The 17,037-nt window shown below is 67.9% G+C and carries 14 protein-coding genes; 10 read left to right on the top strand and 4 right to left on the bottom strand.

Annotated elements, in window-relative coordinates; all coding sequences use genetic code 11:
* Positions 1-246 precede the first annotated feature (246 nt).
* From OQ789_RS09270 to pknB, 7 genes are all read left to right on the top strand, one after another.
* On the top strand, positions 247-1,890 hold the full coding sequence (locus OQ789_RS09270; protein ID WP_324685166.1) for a DUF3662 and FHA domain-containing protein: 1,644 nt from the start codon (positions 247-249) through the stop codon (positions 1,888-1,890).
* A gap of 124 nt (positions 1,891-2,014) precedes the next feature.
* Entirely contained in the window at positions 2,015-2,482 is a 468-nt protein-coding gene (locus OQ789_RS09265) for an FHA domain-containing protein FhaB/FipA (protein WP_324685164.1), read from the top strand.
* Positions 2,483-2,534: 52 nt separating this feature from the next.
* Complete coding sequence (locus OQ789_RS09260; protein WP_324685163.1) at positions 2,535-4,040, top strand: PP2C family protein-serine/threonine phosphatase; 1,506 nt, start codon at positions 2,535-2,537, stop codon at positions 4,038-4,040.
* Positions 4,037-5,443, top strand: a complete 1,407-nt coding sequence (locus OQ789_RS09255; protein WP_324685162.1) for an FtsW/RodA/SpoVE family cell cycle protein — start codon at positions 4,037-4,039, stop codon at positions 5,441-5,443. Before OQ789_RS09260 ends, OQ789_RS09255 begins: the two co-directional genes overlap by 4 nt.
* Positions 5,440-6,918, top strand: coding sequence for a D,D-transpeptidase PbpA (pbpA, locus tag OQ789_RS09250; RefSeq protein WP_324685161.1), 1,479 nt, complete (start codon positions 5,440-5,442; stop codon positions 6,916-6,918). Before OQ789_RS09255 ends, pbpA begins: the two co-directional genes overlap by 4 nt.
* Positions 6,915-8,192: a serine/threonine-protein kinase gene (locus OQ789_RS09245; protein ID WP_324685159.1), complete on the top strand. Its 1,278-nt coding sequence runs from the start codon at positions 6,915-6,917 to the stop codon at positions 8,190-8,192. The genes pbpA and OQ789_RS09245 overlap by 4 nt, the downstream gene beginning before the upstream one ends.
* Positions 8,189-10,063 (top strand): Stk1 family PASTA domain-containing Ser/Thr kinase, encoded by a 1,875-nt coding sequence (gene pknB / locus OQ789_RS09240; protein WP_324685157.1) that lies wholly within the window; start codon positions 8,189-8,191, stop codon positions 10,061-10,063. The genes OQ789_RS09245 and pknB overlap by 4 nt, the downstream gene beginning before the upstream one ends.
* Here the strand turns inward: pknB and OQ789_RS09235 are convergent.
* Both OQ789_RS09235 and OQ789_RS09230 read right to left on the bottom strand, forming a co-directional pair.
* Positions 10,041-10,739 (bottom strand): aminodeoxychorismate/anthranilate synthase component II, encoded by a 699-nt coding sequence (locus tag OQ789_RS09235; RefSeq protein WP_324685155.1) that lies wholly within the window; start codon positions 10,737-10,739, stop codon positions 10,041-10,043. The two genes, pknB and OQ789_RS09235, sit on opposite strands and share 23 nt — an antisense overlap.
* Before the next feature lie 39 nt (positions 10,740-10,778).
* On the bottom strand, positions 10,779-11,522 hold the full coding sequence (locus OQ789_RS09230) for a DUF881 domain-containing protein (protein ID WP_324685434.1): 744 nt from the start codon (positions 11,520-11,522) through the stop codon (positions 10,779-10,781).
* A gap of 128 nt (positions 11,523-11,650) precedes the next feature.
* Between OQ789_RS09230 and crgA the strand changes: the two genes are divergently transcribed.
* Entirely contained in the window at positions 11,651-11,932 is a 282-nt protein-coding gene (gene crgA, locus OQ789_RS09225; protein WP_083064827.1) for a cell division protein CrgA, read from the top strand.
* Positions 11,933-12,087: 155 nt separating this feature from the next.
* Positions 12,088-12,513, top strand: a complete 426-nt coding sequence (locus OQ789_RS09220; protein ID WP_324685154.1) for a PH domain-containing protein — start codon at positions 12,088-12,090, stop codon at positions 12,511-12,513.
* Between the two features lie 18 nt (positions 12,514-12,531).
* Here the strand turns inward: OQ789_RS09220 and OQ789_RS09215 are convergent, their stop codons facing one another.
* Positions 12,532-13,080, bottom strand: coding sequence for a peptidylprolyl isomerase (locus OQ789_RS09215; protein ID WP_324685152.1), 549 nt, complete (start codon positions 13,078-13,080; stop codon positions 12,532-12,534).
* A 130-nt stretch (positions 13,081-13,210) separates the two neighbouring features.
* Between OQ789_RS09215 and cwsA the strand changes: the two genes are divergently transcribed.
* Positions 13,211-13,645, top strand: coding sequence for a cell wall synthesis protein CwsA (cwsA, locus tag OQ789_RS09210; protein ID WP_324685151.1), 435 nt, complete (start codon positions 13,211-13,213; stop codon positions 13,643-13,645).
* Positions 13,646-13,792: 147 nt separating this feature from the next.
* Here cwsA and OQ789_RS09205 read toward each other — a convergent pair whose 3' ends face one another.
* Positions 13,793-16,966 carry an AAA family ATPase gene (locus OQ789_RS09205; RefSeq protein WP_324685150.1) on the bottom strand — a complete coding sequence of 1,058 codons (3,174 nt, stop codon included), beginning with the start codon at positions 16,964-16,966 and terminating at the stop codon, positions 13,793-13,795.
* Between the last annotated feature and the right edge of the window lie 71 nt (positions 16,967-17,037).

Genomic DNA, 17,037 nt, shown 5'->3' with positions numbered 1-17,037 from the left:
CAACCGATGGACCATATCACTCTAATGGCCCGGCTCCCGAACCGGCGAAGTGGGCCCAAAGGCCGCGCTGCGCGGTGCGACCGTCCGCCAATACGGCCGTGAGCTGCGCCGATACAGTTCTCACGATTTCGGAAGTGCCGCAGCGCCACGATGTCCCGATACGATGCGGAAGTGATCGCGCACCGGGGTGATTCATTTGCCGTCCACCGCCAATACCTCAAGACAAGTGGGCACGAGCGGTAGGAAATGAGTAGCCAACGGGGGCTGGCCGCGCGGATCGAGCGCAGGCTCGAAGCGTCGGTCGACAACGCGTTCGCCCGGGTGTTCGGTGGATCGGTCGTTCCGCAGGAGGTCGACGCCCTGCTCTGCCGCGAGGCGCGGGCCGGGGTGCGAAAGCTTTATGGGAATCGCCTTTTGGCGCCCAACGAATACATCATTACCCTCGGTATGCACGACTTGGAGAAGGTGGGCGCCGATTCGGGTCGCACGTCGAGCGCTTTCGCGAGGTACTTGGCTGACTACATCCACGAACAGGGGTGGCAAACGTATGGTGAGGTGGTCGTTCGGTTCGAGCACTCATCGGACCTGCGCACCGGCCAGTACCGCGCCCGCGGTTCTGTCAACCCTGATGTCCAGCCCCGACCGACGGCCGACGATTGCGCCCGGCCACAATCACATAACGCGTTCGGCGAAGAACGAGGAGTAGCACCAATGACTGACAATTCTGGCTACCGAGGGGCTCAGGGGCCGGGCCGATCCGGCGACGAGTACTACGACGAGCGCTACGGCCGTCCCCAGGACGACGCGCACGGTGGCCCGGACCCCCAGGGGGCTCCCGACCAGCGGGGTGGATACCCACCCGAGCAGCACGGCTACCCGCCTCAGCAGGGCTACCCGCCGCCCCGCCAGCCGGAACAGGCCGGCTACCCGGAGCAGGGCGGCTACCCCGACCAGGGCCACGGCGGCGGCTACCCCCCAGCGCAGGGCTACCCGGACCAGCGCGGCTACCCCGACCAGCAGGGTCAGGGCGGCTACGCGCCCCAGCAGGGCTACCAAGACCAGCGTGGCTACCCCGAGCAGGGGCAGGGCGGTTATCCGCAGTCGTATGAGCAGCGTCCGCCCGCGCCCGGCGGCTACGGCGGCCAGGGCTACGACCAGGGTTACCGGCAGGGCGGCGGCTACGGCCCTCCCCCCGGCGGTCAGCAGGGCGGCGGTCAGCAGGGCGGGGGACAGCAGGGCTACGGCGGATACGGCGATTACGGTCGCGGCCCGGCCCGCCAGGACGAGGGCGGCTACGCTCCGCCCGAGCAACGACCCGGCTATCCCGATCAGGGCGGCGGTTACGAACAGGGCTACCCGCAGGGCGGGGGATACGGTCGCCAGGACTACGGCTCCGCCGAGTACACCCAGTACTCCGAGCACGCGCAGGGCGCAACGTACGGCGGCTACCCCGAGGCCGCCAGCCCCGAATACGAATACGGGCAGCAGGCCGAATACGGGCAGCAAGCGGACTACGGGCAGCAGGCCGAGTACGGCCAGCCCGCCGACTATGGCCAGCAGGGTGGTTACGGCGGCTACGGCCAGGGCGGCTACGGCGCCGGCGGCACCACGATCACCCTCCAGCTCGACGACGGCAGCGGCCGGACCTACCAGCTGCGCGAGGGCTCGAACATCGTGGGCCGGGGGCAAGACGCCCAGTTCCGGTTGCCCGACACCGGTGTGTCACGGCGGCACCTCGAGATCCGGTGGGACGGACAGGTCGCGCTGCTGTCGGATCTGAACTCGACCAACGGCACCACGGTGAACAATGCGCCGGTCCAGGAGTGGCAGTTGGCCGACGGCGACGTCGTCCGCCTGGGCCACTCCGAGATCATCGTCCGGATCCACTGAGCCGCAGGGCTCAACGCTGCCGTGCTTCGCCCCGTGTCGTGCACCGTCCAAGTATCGTGACGTAGCCGATGTGCTCGGAGTCACGGGCGCCGGGGATGCCACGCTAGGACGGAAAGGACGCCAGATGCAGGGACTGGTACTGCAGCTGACGCGCGCCGGATTCTTGATGCTGCTGTGGGTTTTCATCTGGTCCGTGCTGCGGATCCTGCGGACCGACATCTACGCGCCCACCGGCGCGGTCATGGTGCGACGAGGATTGGCGCTGCGCGCCACGCTGCTGCCGTCGCGCCAGCGCCGGCATGCCGCCCGCTATCTGGTAGTCACCGAAGGCGCGCTGGCGGGCGGACGCATCACCCTCAGCGGACAACCGGTGTTGATCGGACGGGCTGACGACTCCACGCTGGTGCTCACCGACGACTACGCGTCGACGCGGCACGCCAGGCTTTCTCAGCGCGGCTCGGAGTGGTACGTCGAGGATCTAGGATCGACCAACGGTACTTACCTTGACAGGGCGAAGGTGACGACTGCGGTACGAGTTCCGATCGGAACTCCGATTCGAATCGGCAAGACGGCGATCGAGCTGCGCCCGTGACCCGCGCCTACGACGATGATGCCGGCACAGCCGGGATCGAGGAGTCGCGCCCATGACGTTGGTCCTGCGATATGCCGCGCGGAGTGATCGCGGCCTGGTACGCGCCAACAACGAAGATTCCGTATACGCCGGCGCCCGGTTGCTCGCGCTGGCCGACGGCATGGGCGGTCACGCCGCGGGCGAGGTGGCGTCCCAGCTGGTGATCGCGGCGCTGGCGCACCTGGATGACGACGAGCCGGGCGGCGATCTGCTGGCCAAGCTCGACAACGCGGTGCGCTCCGGCAACGCGGCCATCGCCGCCCAGGTGGAAGCCGAACCCGAGCTGGAGGGGATGGGCACCACCCTTACCGCCGTCTTGTTCGCCGGCGACCGCATCGGGTTGGTGCACATCGGCGACTCACGCGGATACCTGTTGCGCGACGGGGAGCTGACCCAGATCACCAAGGACGACACGTTCGTCCAGACCCTGGTCGACGAAGGCCGCATCACCCGGGAAGAGGCTCACAGCCACCCGCAGCGGTCGTTGATCATGCGGGCGCTCACCGGTCACGAGGTCGAGCCGACGCTGACCATGCGCGAGGCGCGTGCCGGCGACCGCTATCTGCTGTGCTCGGACGGGTTGTCGGATCCGGTGAGCGACGAGACCATCCTCGAGGCGCTGCAGATCCCCGACGTCGCCGAGGCCGCTTACCGCCTCATCGAACTGGCGCTGCGCGGCGGCGGCCCCGACAACGTGACCGTCGTGGTCGCCGACGTCGTCGACTACGACTACGGGCAGACCCAGCCGATCCTCGCCGGCGCGGTGTCGGGTGACGAGGATCAAATGACGCTGCCCAACACGTCTGCCGGGCGTGCGTCAGCGATTCGGCCCCGCGATGAGTCCGCCAAACGTGTTGCGCCGCAATCGGAACTGCCGAGCCGGCCACGCTGGTCGCGGCGCAAGATGTTTTTTGTCGTCGGCCTGGCGGTGCTGTTGGCGTTCGCGGGCCTCACCGTCGGGTGGTGGATCATCCAGCGCAATTACTACGTCGCGGAATACAGCGGCAGGATCTCCATCGTCCGCGGAATCCAGGGCACCCTGCTGGGCGTTCCGTTGCAGCAGCCCTATCTGGTGGGCTGTCTCAACGCCCGCAACGAGCTCTCCCTGATCAGCTACGGGCAATCCGCCGGCCAGTCCAACTGCCAGCCGATGACGCTGCAAGACCTGCGCCGCCCCGGCCAGGTCCAAGTGCAGACCGGACTGCCGGGCGGCAGCCTGGACCAGGCCGAGTCGCAGCTGCGGCAGTTATTGGCCGAATACCTCTTACCGATATGTCCGTCGCCACGCGCCACCTCCCCGCCCGGCTCACCGCGCCCCCGCAGCGAGACACCCGAATCCGGCACCACAGCATCGCCAGCACCTCCCCCCAGCTCGTCGAGCGCCAGCCCCGCCCCGAGCACCAGCGCCAGCGGTCCTACGAACTCCGCGCCAGCAGGCCCGACGACCACGTCGCAGACAGTGACCGCGCTTCCCGGGCCGCCACCTCAGCCGGGCATCGATTGCCGGACGGTGGCATGACGACACAACTTCAGCCGCCGGTCGCGGTCACACCCCCGCTGCCCACCAGGCGCAACGCCGAATTGCTGCTACTGGGCTTCGCCGCACTGATCACCGTCGCCGCGCTGCTGATCGTCGAAGCCAACCAAGAGCGAGACCTGCACTGGAACGCGATCAGCTACGGGCTGGTGTTTCTTGTCGTTTTCGGGTCGGCGCACATGGCCATCAGGCGCTTCGCTCCCTATACCGATCCACTGCTGCTGCCGATCGTGGCGCTGCTCAACGGGCTTGGCCTGGTGATGATTCACCGGCTCGACCTGGTCACCAATCAGCTCAGCGGCCGCCACCACCCCAGCGCGACCCAGCAGATGCTGTGGACCCTCATCGGCGTGGTGACCTTCTCGTTGGTGGTCACGTTCTTGAAGGACCATCGGCAGCTGGCACGCTACGGCTACATCTGCGGACTGGCCGGCTTGGTCCTGCTGGTGATCCCCGCTTTGTTGCCGGCATCGCTGTCGGAACAGAACGGCGCCAAGATTTGGATTCGCTTGCCCGGCTTCTCAATTCAGCCCGCCGAGTTCTCCAAGATCCTGCTGCTGATCTTCTTCTCAGCGGTGCTGATCGCCAAGCGCGGCCTGTTCACCAGCGTGGGCAAGCACTTCATGGGTCTGACGCTGCCCCGGCCCCGTGATCTCGCGCCCCTGCTGGCGGCGTGGGTGATCTCCGTCGGCGTCATGGCGTTCGAAAAAGACCTTGGCACTTCGCTATTGCTCTACACATCGTTTCTGGTGGTGGTCTACCTCGCCACCCAACGCTTCAGCTGGGTGGCGATCGGCCTGGTGCTGTTCGCCGCGGGAAGCGTTGTCGCGTATTACATTTTCGCCCACGTGCGGGTCCGCGTACGCATGTGGTGGGACCCGTTCTCCGACCCCGACGGCAGCGGCTACCAGATTGTCCAGTCGCTCTTCAGTTTTGCCACCGGCGGGATCTTCGGGACCGGCCTGGGCAACGGTCAGCCCGACACGGTGCCGGCCGCGTCCACCGACTTCATCATCGCCGCGTTCGGCGAAGAGCTGGGGTTGGTGGGTCTGGCCAGCATCTTGATGCTCTACACCATCGTCATCGTGCGGGGCCTGCGCACGGCGATCGCCACCCGCGACAGCTTCGGCAAGCTGCTGGCCGCGGGCTTGGCGTCGACGCTGGCCGTTCAGCTGTTCATCGTCGTCGGCGGGGTGACCCAGCTCATTCCCCTGACCGGGCTGACGACGCCGTGGATGTCCTACGGCGGCTCGTCCCTGCTGGCGAACTATGTGCTGCTGGCCATCCTGGTCCGCATTTCGCACAGCGCCCGCCGTCCGCTGCGCGGCCGCCACAAAGAGCCGGCGATCGCCGCGGCCAGCACTGAGGTGATCGAGAAAGTATGAACGCCTCCCTGCGCCGGATCTCGGTGACCGTGATGGCGTTGATCGTGTTGTTGTTGATCAACGCCACGATGACGCAGGTCTTCGCCGCCGACTCGCTGCGCGCCGACCCGCGCAACCAGCGGGTCCTGCTCGACGAGTATTCGCGCCAGCGCGGCCAAATCGTGGCCGGCGGGCAGCTGCTGGCCTATTCGGTCGCCACCGACAACCGCTTCCGCTTCCTGCGCGTCTACCCCAACCCCGCCGAGTACGCGCCCGTCACCGGCTTCTACTCGCTGCGCTATTCCAGCACCGGTCTGGAACGCGCCGAGGACCAGCTGTTGAACGGTTCCGACGAGCGGCTGTTCGGTCGCAGGCTGGCCGACTTCTTCACCGGTCGCGACCCACGCGGCGCCAACGTCGACACCACCATCCGGCCGCGGGTCCAGCGGGCCGCCTGGGATGCGATGCAACAGGAATGCGGTGGTCCGCCGTGCAAGGGCGCCGTTGTCGCGCTCGAACCGGCGACCGGCAAGATCCTGGCGATGGTGTCCTCACCGTCCTATGACCCCAACCTGCTGTCGTCGCACGATCCCGACGTGCAGGCGCAGGCGTGGCAGAAGCTCGGTGCCGACCCCAACAACCCGTTGACCAACCGCGCGATCTCCGAGACGTACCCGCCGGGGTCCACCTTCAAGGTGATCACCACCGCGGCCGCGCTGCAGGCCGGCGCCTCCGACACCCAGCGGCTGACCGCCGCGCCGTCCATTCCGCTACCCGACAGCACCGCAACGCTGGAGAATTACGGCGGACAGCCGTGTGGGAGCGACCCGACGGTGACCCTGCAGCAGGCCTTCGCCCTGTCCTGCAACACCGCATTCGTCCAGCTCGGCATCCTCACCGGGTCCGACGCGCTGCGCAACATGGCGCACTCGTTCGGGCTGGACAGCACGCCGAGCGTCATCCCGCTGCAGGTCGCGGAGTCGACCGTGGGCATCATTCCGGACGCCGCCGCGCTGGGCATGTCGAGCATCGGCCAGAAGGACGTCGCCCTGACGCCCCTGCAGAATGCCGAAATCGCCGCGACCATCGCGAACGCCGGGGTGGCGATGCAGCCCTACCTCATCGACAGCCTCAAGGGGCCCGACCTGACCACGATCAGCACCACGGCGCCATATGAGCAGCGGCGCGCCGTGTCGCCGCAGGTCGCCGCTAAGCTAACAGAGCTGATGGTCGGCGCCGAGAAGGTCGCACAACAGAAAGGGGCCATTCCCGGCGTGCAGATCGCATCGAAGACTGGCACCGCAGAGCACGGCAGCGATCCGCGGCACACACCGCCGCACGCCTGGTACATCGCTTTCGCGCCCGCACAGACCCCGAAGGTCGCCGTGGCGGTGTTGGTAGAGGATGGCGCCGACCGCCTGTCCGCGACGGGGGGTGCACTTGCCGCGCCGATCGGACGGGCTGTGATCCAGGCCGCGCTACAGGGAGGACCATGAGCCCGCGAGTTGGTGTGACGCTGTCTGGCAGATACCGCCTCCAGCGCCTGATCGCCACCGGCGGCATGGGTCAGGTGTGGGAGGCGGTCGACAGCCGGCTGGGCCGGCGCGTCGCGGTCAAGGTCCTCAAGCAGGAGTTCTCCCAGGACCCCGAGTTCATCGAACGGTTCCGCGCCGAAGCGCGGACCACCGCGATGCTCAACCACCCCGGCATCGCCGCCGTCCACGACTACGGCGAAAGCCAGCTGGACGGGGAAGGCCGGACGGCCTACCTGGTGATGGAGCTGGTCAACGGAGAGCCGCTGAACTCGGTGCTCAAACGCACCGGCCGGCTGTCGCTGCGGCATGCGCTGGACATGCTCGAGCAGACCGGTCGCGCGCTGCAGGTGGCGCACGCCGCCGGGCTGGTGCACCGCGACGTCAAGCCGGGCAACATCCTGATCACCCCGACGGGCCAGGTGAAGATCACCGACTTCGGGATCGCCAAGGCCGTCGACGCCGCCCCGGTGACCCAGACGGGCATGGTGATGGGCACCGCCCAATACATCGCGCCCGAGCAGGCCCTGGGCCACGACGCCACCCCGTCGAGCGACGTGTACTCGCTGGGAGTCGTTGGTTACGAGGTCGTTTCGGGCAAGCGGCCGTTCACCGGTGACGGCGCCCTGACGGTGGCGATGAAGCACATCAAGGAGCCGCCGCCGCCGCTGCCCTCGGAGTTGCCGCCCAACGTGCGCGAACTCATCGAGATCACCCTGGTCAAGAACCCCGCGATGCGCTACCGCAGCGGCGGCCCGTTCGCCGACGCCGTGGCCGCGGTGCGCGCCGGTCGCCGTCCGCCGCGGCCGAGTCAGTCGCCGCCCCCGGGCCGCGCCTCGCCGGCGGCGATCCCGTCCAGCCCGACGACCCGCGCCGCCGTGGTGTCTCCGAGCCGGAGCGCCGCGCCGCGCCGGTCGCGTCCGACCACCGGCGGCCACCGCCCGCCCCCGGCCCGTCGTACCTTCTCCTCGGGCCAGCGCGCGTTACTGTGGGCGGCCGGCGTGCTCGGCGCGCTGGCGATCATCATCGCGGTGCTCATCGTCATCAATTCGCGCGGCGACCAGCAGCAACAGCCGCCGACGGTGACGGACACCGGGATCCCGCCCACCTCGGCGCCGAGCAAGACGCCGAGCGGTTTCGGGGCCCGGCCCGAAATACGGCTCAACCGGCCCGCTCACGCGACAATGGGATCGTCCGGCCTTCACCACGCGCCGGCCCGACACGGAACACCGCAATGAGCACGCCGCAGCACCTGTCCGACCGCTACGAGCTGGGCGAAATCCTCGGCTTCGGGGGTATGTCCGAGGTTCACCTGGCCCGCGACGTCCGTTTGCATCGCGATGTCGCGGTCAAGGTGCTGCGCGCGGACCTGGCCCGCGACCCCAGCTTCTATCTTCGTTTTCGGCGCGAGGCGCAAAACGCCGCCGCGCTCAATCACCCGTCCATCGTCGCCGTCTACGACACCGGCGAGGCCGAGACCCCCACCGGCCCGCTGCCCTACATCGTGATGGAGTATGTCGACGGCGTCACCCTGCGCGACATCGTGCACACCGACGGCCCGCTGCCCCCGCGGCGGGCCATCGAGATCATCGCCGACGCGTGCCAGGCGCTGAACTTCAGCCACCAGAACGGCATCATCCACCGCGATGTCAAGCCGGCCAACATCATGATCAGCACCACCAACGCGGTCAAGGTGATGGACTTCGGGATCGCCCGTGCGATCGCCGACAGCGGCAACAGCGTCACCCAGACCGCCGCGGTGATCGGGACCGCGCAGTATCTGTCTCCCGAGCAGGCCCGCGGCGACAGCGTCGATGCGCGTTCGGATGTGTACTCACTGGGCTGCGTGCTCTACGAAATCCTCACGGGTGAACCGCCTTTCGTCGGTGACTCACCCGTAGCCGTTGCCTACCAACATGTTCGGGAAGACCCGGTACCGCCGTCGCAGCGCCACGACGGCATCTCCGCCGACCTCGACGCCGTGGTGCTCAAGGCGCTGGCCAAGAATCCCGACAACCGTTATCAGACCGCGGCGGAGATGCGGGCCGACCTGATCCGGGTGCACAACGGTGAACGACCGGAGGCGCCCAAGGTATTCACCGACGCCGACCGGTCCTCCCTGCTGTCGTCGGCCACCGCGGGCCCACAGCGGACCGACCCGCTGCCGCGCCAGGTTCTCTCCGACGCGGGGGAGGACCGCAGCGTCGGTTCGGTAGGCCGCTGGGTTATCGCCGTGGCCGCGCTCGCGGTGTTGACGATCGTCGTCGTCATCGCTTTCAACACGTTCGGCGGCAATGCCCGTGATGTGCAGGTGCCCGACGTGCGCGGGCAGGTGTCCGCCGACGCCGTCGCGGCGCTGCAGAACCGCGGTTTCAAGACCCGCACGCTGCAGAAGCCGGATTCGACGATCCCGCCCGATCACGTCATCGGTACCGATCCCGGCGCCAACGCGTCGGTCAATGCCGGCGACGAGATCACCATCAACGTCTCTACCGGGCCCGAGCAGCGCGAGATCCCCGACGTGTCGTCGCTGGTCTACTCCGACGCGGTCAGCAAGCTCAAAGCCGCCGGTTTCAGCAAGTTCAAGCAGGCCAACTCCCCGTCGACCCCGGAATTGCTGGGCAAGGTGATCGGGACCAACCCGCCGGCCAACCAGACGTCGGCGATCACCAACGTCGTCACCCTCATCGTCGGGTCCGGGCCGGAAACCAAGCAGGTTCCCGATATCGCGGGCCAAACCGTCGACATCGCGCAGAAGAATCTCACCGTCTACGGGTTCAGCAAGGTCACGCAGGTGCAGGTGGACAGCACCCGCCCGGCCGGTGAGGTGATCGGCACCAATCCGCCCAAGGGACAGATGGTTCCGGTGGACTCGGTGATCGAACTGCAGGTGTCCAAGGGCAATCAGTTCGTCATGCCCGACCTGTCCGGCATGTTCTGGACCGACGCCGAACCGCGGCTACGCGCGCTGGGCTGGACGGGGATCTTGGACAAGGGCCCCGACGTCGACGCCGGCGGCGGCCAATCCCATCGGGTCGTGTATCAGAACCCGCCGGCCGGCGCCGGGATCAACCGGGACGGCATCATCACGCTGAAGTTCGGTCAGTAGCGGTCGGATCGACCGGGAAGTACGGCCGCACCGCGGCGTGCACGTCGTTTTCGAGGCGGCGCACCAACGTGTCGTCACGTTCCCACCCGCAGTCGGCGAGCCAATTCGCCAGCATTCGGTGGCCCCCTTCGGTCAAAATCGACTCCGGGTGGAACTGGACGCCGTGAATCGGTAACGCCGTGTGTCGCACTCCCATGATCACGCCGCTGCGGGTGTGCGCCGTGACCTCGAGCGCCGGAGGAAGCGACTCGGGCAGGATGGTCAGCGAGTGGTAGCGGGTCGCCGTGAACGGATTTGGAAGTCCTTGCAGCACACCACTATCGGTGTGGTAGACGCTGCTGGTCTTGCCGTGCAGCAGTTCGGGGGCGCGGTCGACGGTTGCGCCGAATGCGACGCCGATGGCCTGGTGCCCGAGGCACACCCCGAGCAGCGGGGTGTGTTCGGCGGCGCACGCCCGAACCATCGGAATCGACGCGCCCGCGCGCTCCGGGGTGCCCGGCCCCGGGCTGAGCAGCACCCCGTCGAACTGACGGGCGACGGCAGCGTGCCCGTCCGGCGAGTCCGAGAGCCGGGGGTCGTCGTTGCGCCAGACTTCGGCGTCCACACCCAGCTGACCGAGGTACTGCACCAGGTTGAACACGAAGCTGTCGTAGTTGTCGACAACCAGGATGCGCATCGTGCCAGGCTACCGCCACGCGAGAAGGGTCGGTGGGTGTCAGTAGTCGATCGGGCCGTCGGGCTGCGCGGAATGCAGCCGTTCGGGCTCGAAGTGGCCGACGACCTGCACGTCGGACTTGACCTCTTCCTGGTAGCCGAGGCCGAAGCGCACGACGTACTGCTTGTACAGAACCACCAGGGGGGCGGCGGCAAGGGCGGCCTGCATAGCCGTCGGGTTGCCGATCGCGGTGATCGTGTACGGCGGGCTGTAGGTACGCCCGTTGAGCAGCAGGGTGTTGCCGACGCAGCGCGGCACCGACGTCGCGATGATCCGCTGATCCTGCATCTGGATCGCCTCGGCGCCGGCGCTCCACACCGCGTTGAGTACGGCCTCGATGTCTTGCTGGTGCACCACCAGGTCGTCGGGGGAGGCATCGCGGGGGAAACGGCCGTTGGCATCGCGCTGTGCGTCCGCGAGGGTGACCACCAGACCGGGCCCGTGTACCGGAGTCATCCCCGCCTCGCCGGCGAGCTGGTTGGACCGTCGCAGCATGGCCGCCAGCGCCGCATCCGACGAGCGCCCGTGCGAGGCGTCGATCTTGCCCGCCAGCGCCTCGCGCTCGGCGCTGAGACGGTTCACCGAGGACTGCGCCTCGCGGACCAGGTCCACCAGCCGTGGGGCGTCGCTGCGGCGGATTTCGGCGCCGCCAGAGACTCCGTGGGTGGCGGCGAGCAGCAATCCGGCCAGCAGGCAGACGACCGGGACGCCCCAGCGCCATGGCGAACGGCGCGGCTGGATCATCGCCTCTCCATTCCTGGTCACCGTCCCAGGTGAGTTAGTCTCGTAGCCAAGCTATGGGTGCAGTTGCAGGGTTTATCGTTGCACCCCGTCCCGCTCACCGTGTCGTTGAGGTAATCCGCGAGGTAATCATGCCCAAGTCCAAGGTCCGCAAGAAGAACGACTTCACCGTCAGCGCGGTCAGCCGCACCCCGGTGAAAGTCAAGGTCGGGCCGTCGAGTGTGTGGTTCGTCGCGCTGTTCATCGGTCTGATGCTGATCGGCCTGGTCTGGCTGATGGTGTTCCAGCTGGCCGCGGTGGGGAGTCAGGCACCGGCCGCGCTGAACTGGATGGCGCAACTGGGTCCGTGGAACTACGCCATCGCGTTCGCCTTCATGATCACCGGCCTGTTGCTCACGATGCGCTGGCACTGAGCGGGACGGCCGGCGTGATGAATTCATTTCCGGCCTTATTTGGCACCGCGTCAGCAACCTTTACGGCACCCAATCACACGCGTGTGATTTATCCCCACTGTTGATAGCTGATGTGGATAACTGCATCGCCGGTGGTGGGAGGGGTTAAGGAGCACATGCAGCAAACACAATGGCAGCCCCACACGGCCGGAATCGCTGGTTGTGGAGTCGCGGGGATTTTGATGGCTATCTCCGCTGTGACCGTGGTCACAGACCCGCCCGGGCGCGTTCTGGCCGGGGTTGCCGCAGCGGGGCTGATCATGTTTGCCGGCGTGTCCTGGTACGCACGTCCCAAGCTGGCAATCACGCCCGAAGGCCTGCTGCTGCGCGGCTGGTTCAGGACGCAGTTATTGCGCCATCCCGACATCAAGATCATCCGCATCATCGAGTTCCGCCGCTTTGGGCGCAAGACGCGATTACTCGAGGTGGAAACGGTCGGCGAAGACTTGGTGCTGTTCTCCCGCTGGGACCTCGGGACCGACCCGGTGGACGTGCTCGACGCACTCACCGCGGCGGGATACGCCGGCCCTCAGCAGGGCTGACCCAGCCGGCCCGGCGCGTTAGGAAGTGGTGATCGACTCGATGACGACCGGCTCGGTGGGGCGGTCGTTGCCGTCGGTGCCCGTCGCCGCGATCGCATCGACGACCTGCTGCGACTCGGGGTCGGTCACTTCGCCGAAGATCGTGTGGCGCCGATTCAGGTGCGGGGTCTGACCCACCGTGATGAAGAACTGCGAGCCGTTGGTGCCCGGGCCCGCGTTCGCCATCGCCAGCAGGTAGGGCTTGTCGAACTGCAGCTCGGGGTGGAATTCGTCGGCGAACTTGTAGCCCGGGCCGCCGCGACCGGTGCCCGTCGGATCGCCACCCTGGATCATGAAGCCCCGGATCACCCGGTGGAAGACCGCGCCGTCGTAGAAGGGGCCCGACGAGCCTCCCGACGCATTCTGCGTCGAGTATTCCTTGGTGCCCTGCGCCAGGCCGACGAAGTTGGCGACGGTCTTGGGCGCGTGGTTTCCGAAGAGGGCGACCTTGATGTCGCCGCGGTTGGTGTGGAGCGTGGCGGTAGCGGTCTGAATGGGGCTGTTGGTCACGGCATGAGAGTCTGCCACTACGGGCGGGCGTTGGCGCACGCGGTGTCACCCAAAGCGAGACGCGGCGCGCGGGTACCGCGGAGGCCGGCGTCTCTATGCTGGCAGTCTGTTCAGGTAACGGACTTTTGGCGGGACAGAAAGGCGACAGATGAGCGCGAAGACGGATTCCCGGCTGACCCCGCGGCAGCGACTGACCCGCGGCCTGAGCAATTCGGCGCAGGGACCGGTGGACGTCACCCGGGGCGTGGTCGGTCTCAGCGTGCAGTCCGCGCAGTCGGCCGCCGCGCAGCTGCGGCGGCGCTACCAGGAGGGGCGGCTGGCCCGCGAGCTCGCCGCGGCCCAGGAAACCCTGGCCCAGGAGCTGGCCGCGGCGCAGGAAGTGGTCAGCGGCCTGCCCCAGGCGCTGCAGGACGCGCGCCGCGCGCAGCGTCGCGGCAAGCGCCCGTTGGTCTTTGCCGGAGTCGCCGTCGCGTTGCTGGCGGGCGGCGCCGCGGCGTTCAGCATCGTCCGGCGCTCCGTGCTGGAGAAGCCTCAGGACCCCCAGTCGCGTCCGCCCAGCGTCGACGTGCAGCCGCGCCCCTGAGTTCACCGCACCACCAACCGCAACCGTTCGCGGCGCAGTGGCTATCCAGGTCTTCCTGGCGCCGTGGTGCCGGCCGCTCAGAGACGTTGCCGCCGAACGCGAGCCGGTGCACCCCTTCTTCGGTTCGTCCTACACCCGAACGCGGACCTAGGGCATCTCCTCGGCCCGGTCGATATGCCCTTCCAGGCCAAGCATTTTCGCCATGTCGCAGTAGCGATCTCTGAAGCGCACGTAACCCTCGGCATCGCCTTGGGCGCGCGCCAGCAGGGCCCGCATCCGCTGCAACCATGTCTCACGCATCGCCAGCCGCCCCTCCGCAGGCACGTTCGCCAACCGCTCGATCGCGGCCTCGGCTTCGGTGATGTCGCTCTCGGTCCCGCGGTCGAGCAGCGTGTCCACCAGGACGCCCGTCGTCAGCACGCCCCACGAAAGCCCTTGTCCCTCAAGCATGAGATGGTCGACCGCGGCGCGCATCAGCGGTATCGCCTCGTCGCGATCGCCACCGCGCGCCTGCTCGCGGGCCAGGTACACGTCGATCATCGGTAGATCGCACAGGAAATGGCCCCCTCGCACGAACACTTCGCGGACCTCGGCCAGCAGCTGCCGTCCGCGCTCACGCTCGGCATCCGTGTGACGGTGCACCAGCGCAAGCCCCAAAGTCAGCCAGGCGACACCTAATTGGAGGTTGTCGCCGGACGGTTGGGCGATCACCAGCGCATCCTCGATCTCGCGTACCGCGGCATCGTCGGGCCGCAGCGCGCCGGCCGGTATCCCCGTGGTGTACACGTAGCTGACGACCGTGACGTAGGTCAGGGAGTCGGCGCCGTGCGCCGTGGCCACGCCGCGCCGCAAGTCGTCTCGCCATCCGGGACGGCCCAGGGCCCACCGGGCGGTACCCCGCTGGGCGAAGGCGAGCGCCAGGGGAGACCCGAAAAGGAAGTTGCCCATTGTGGGGTCACCGTCGGCGAGGTCGATGACCCGCTGCGACAGGCGATGCATCTCATCCCACTCGCCCGTCGCTATCTTGGCGCGGATCGGCGTGAAGGACAGTCCCACCGTCAGCGCAGGATCGCCGATGGACTCGATGAGAGCGATGGCCTCGGAGGCCAGTCGGGACGCCTGGCGCACCCTGTCCTGGAACGCGTGATCCATCACCAGCCCCGCCATCGCGATGGCCAGTGACGCCTTGTCCCCTGCCGCGCTGCACAACTTCCGCAACTCGTCGAAACGGTCCCCGATGTTGTTCACATGCACCCGCCAGGCGATCCCGCACAACATGGTGCGCGGGGCGATGCACATGGCCGCCCGGTCCGGGTCATCGACGGGCAGCGCGTCGGCGATCCTCGTCGCACTCTCCCAGCCCAGCCGCGCCGCGACGATGTCGCGGTATCGCGCCCACGTCGCCGCGCGCATGTGCCAGCCGTAGGCATCCCGCAAGTCACTCGCCGCTTCGAGATGTTCGGCGATCAGCGCGGCGTTCTGGTCGGCCGAGTCCGGTTCGTGCCCCTCGATGGCGACCGCCAGCCGGCGGTGCATCTGGGCGCGATCGGATTTCAGCTGTGATTCGTAGGCCACGGCCCGGATCAGCGGGTGGCGGAAGGCGAACTCGGCGCCCGGGGTGAATCGGACCTGATCGATCAGCGCGGCTTTCAGCAGGGCGTCGAGAGCGGGGTCGTTGCCCACCGCTTCGAGAAGCTCGGGGGTGAAGCGCGACCCGATCACCGCCGCGGCGTTCAGCGTGCGCTTGGCCTCGGGCGGCAACCGGTCGATCCGCGCGGCGATGGTGGCCTGCAGGGTGGCCGGTACGGTGACCTCGGCAGGGTCTGTGGCGCAGGTGAAACCACCGCGGTCACCGGTGAGCACACCGCGCTCCGCGAGCTCACGTACCACTTCTTGGGCGAAAAACGGATTCCCGCCGGCCCGTTCGGCGACCAGGGTCTTGATCCCGGAGACCGACGGCTCGGTGCCGAGCAATTCGTCAAGCAACGCCGCGACTTCCGAATCACTCAGTGGCGTCAGCGAGATCGTCTGTGTACCAGGCACTTCCGTCAATGAGCCATGGTATTCGGGGCGGTAGGTGATCAGCACCATCGACGGCGTTTGGGGTATGACGCTGAGGAATTCGGCCAGCATCGATTCGCTCACCTCATCGATCCAGTGCGCATCCTCGATGACGTAGAGAACGGGTTGGGTGCGGTTCAGCGACAACGAGTTGACCAGTGCACTCAACCGCCGTCGCCGCGCGTCGGGATGGATTGTGGGAGGCGGCGTGTCGGGGTCACGAATGCCCATCAGGTCATAGAGCAGCAACATGTCCTCATCGGAGGCGTCGGGGACGCCGGCGCGCACCTGCGCGCGCGCCGCCTCGTCGTCGAGTCCGACTATTCGGGCGACATCGCGCAGCAGCCCCGCCACCACGAAGAAGGGGACGTCGCTGGCGTGCGACTCGCAGAAAACCGAAGACACCACCAGGCCGCGACGATCGGCCATCGCGGTCGCCTCGCCGGTCAGGCGCGTCTTGCCGATGCCCGGCGGCCCGACGACGCAGACCAAACACCCCCGCCCGCTCATCGACCGATCCAGGAGGCCGGCAAGCGTCGTCACTTCCAGCTCTCGTCCGACCAACGCGCCTTGCAGGTCGTCGCGCCGTTGCGGGCCGGACGCCAGGCTGAGCAGACGGCGGGCCAGCACCGGGAAGGCGCTGCCCTTGATGCGCACCTGCTCGGCGTCGCCCAGCACGGCGACCTGTTGAACGAGCCGGGCGGTGGACTCGCTGAGCATCACCCCACCCGGGGGCGCCACGGATTCCATCCGTTGCGCCATGCCGACCTGGTCGCCGATCGCGGTGTAACCCAGCGGCCCCGAACCGACTTCGCCCGCGATCACCTGACCGGAGTTGATCCCTACCCGCAGTTGCAGGTCCACGCCGTCGCGCTGCCGCACGTCGGCGGCGAGGTCCTTGATCTCGTCCTGGACGCCCAAGGCCGTGAGACAGGCGCGAAATGCGTGGTCTTCCATTGCTACCGGGGCGCCGAAAACCGCCATGATCCCGTCGCCGGTGAACTTGTCCACCGTGCCCCCATAGCGATGCACCACCTCGCTGCAACGGTCGACCAGGTCGGCCATGATCTCGCGCAATCGCTCCGGACCGACGGCCGCGGCGATGTCCATGGAATGCACCACATCCGCGAACAGCACCGATACTTGCTTGTACTCCGCATGTGCGGCGGGCCGGGCGGCCGGCGCCCCGCATTCGTGACAGAACCGCGCATTCTCGAAGAGTTCGGTGCCGCACGCCTGGCACGCCGCTCCGGCCGTCATCCGACCTCCGCCAATCCCGACCCCCGAGGTTTGCTGGGTGCCCAAAGAATAGGCCGTCGGGCCCTCCCCGC

The sequence above is a fragment of the Mycobacterium sp. 94-17 genome, from assembly GCF_035617725.1.
Classification (GTDB): Bacteria; Actinomycetota; Actinomycetes; order Mycobacteriales; family Mycobacteriaceae; genus Mycobacterium.
Note: the sequence above shows the minus strand (reverse complement) of the source record. Positions and strands in the feature narration are given on the sequence as shown.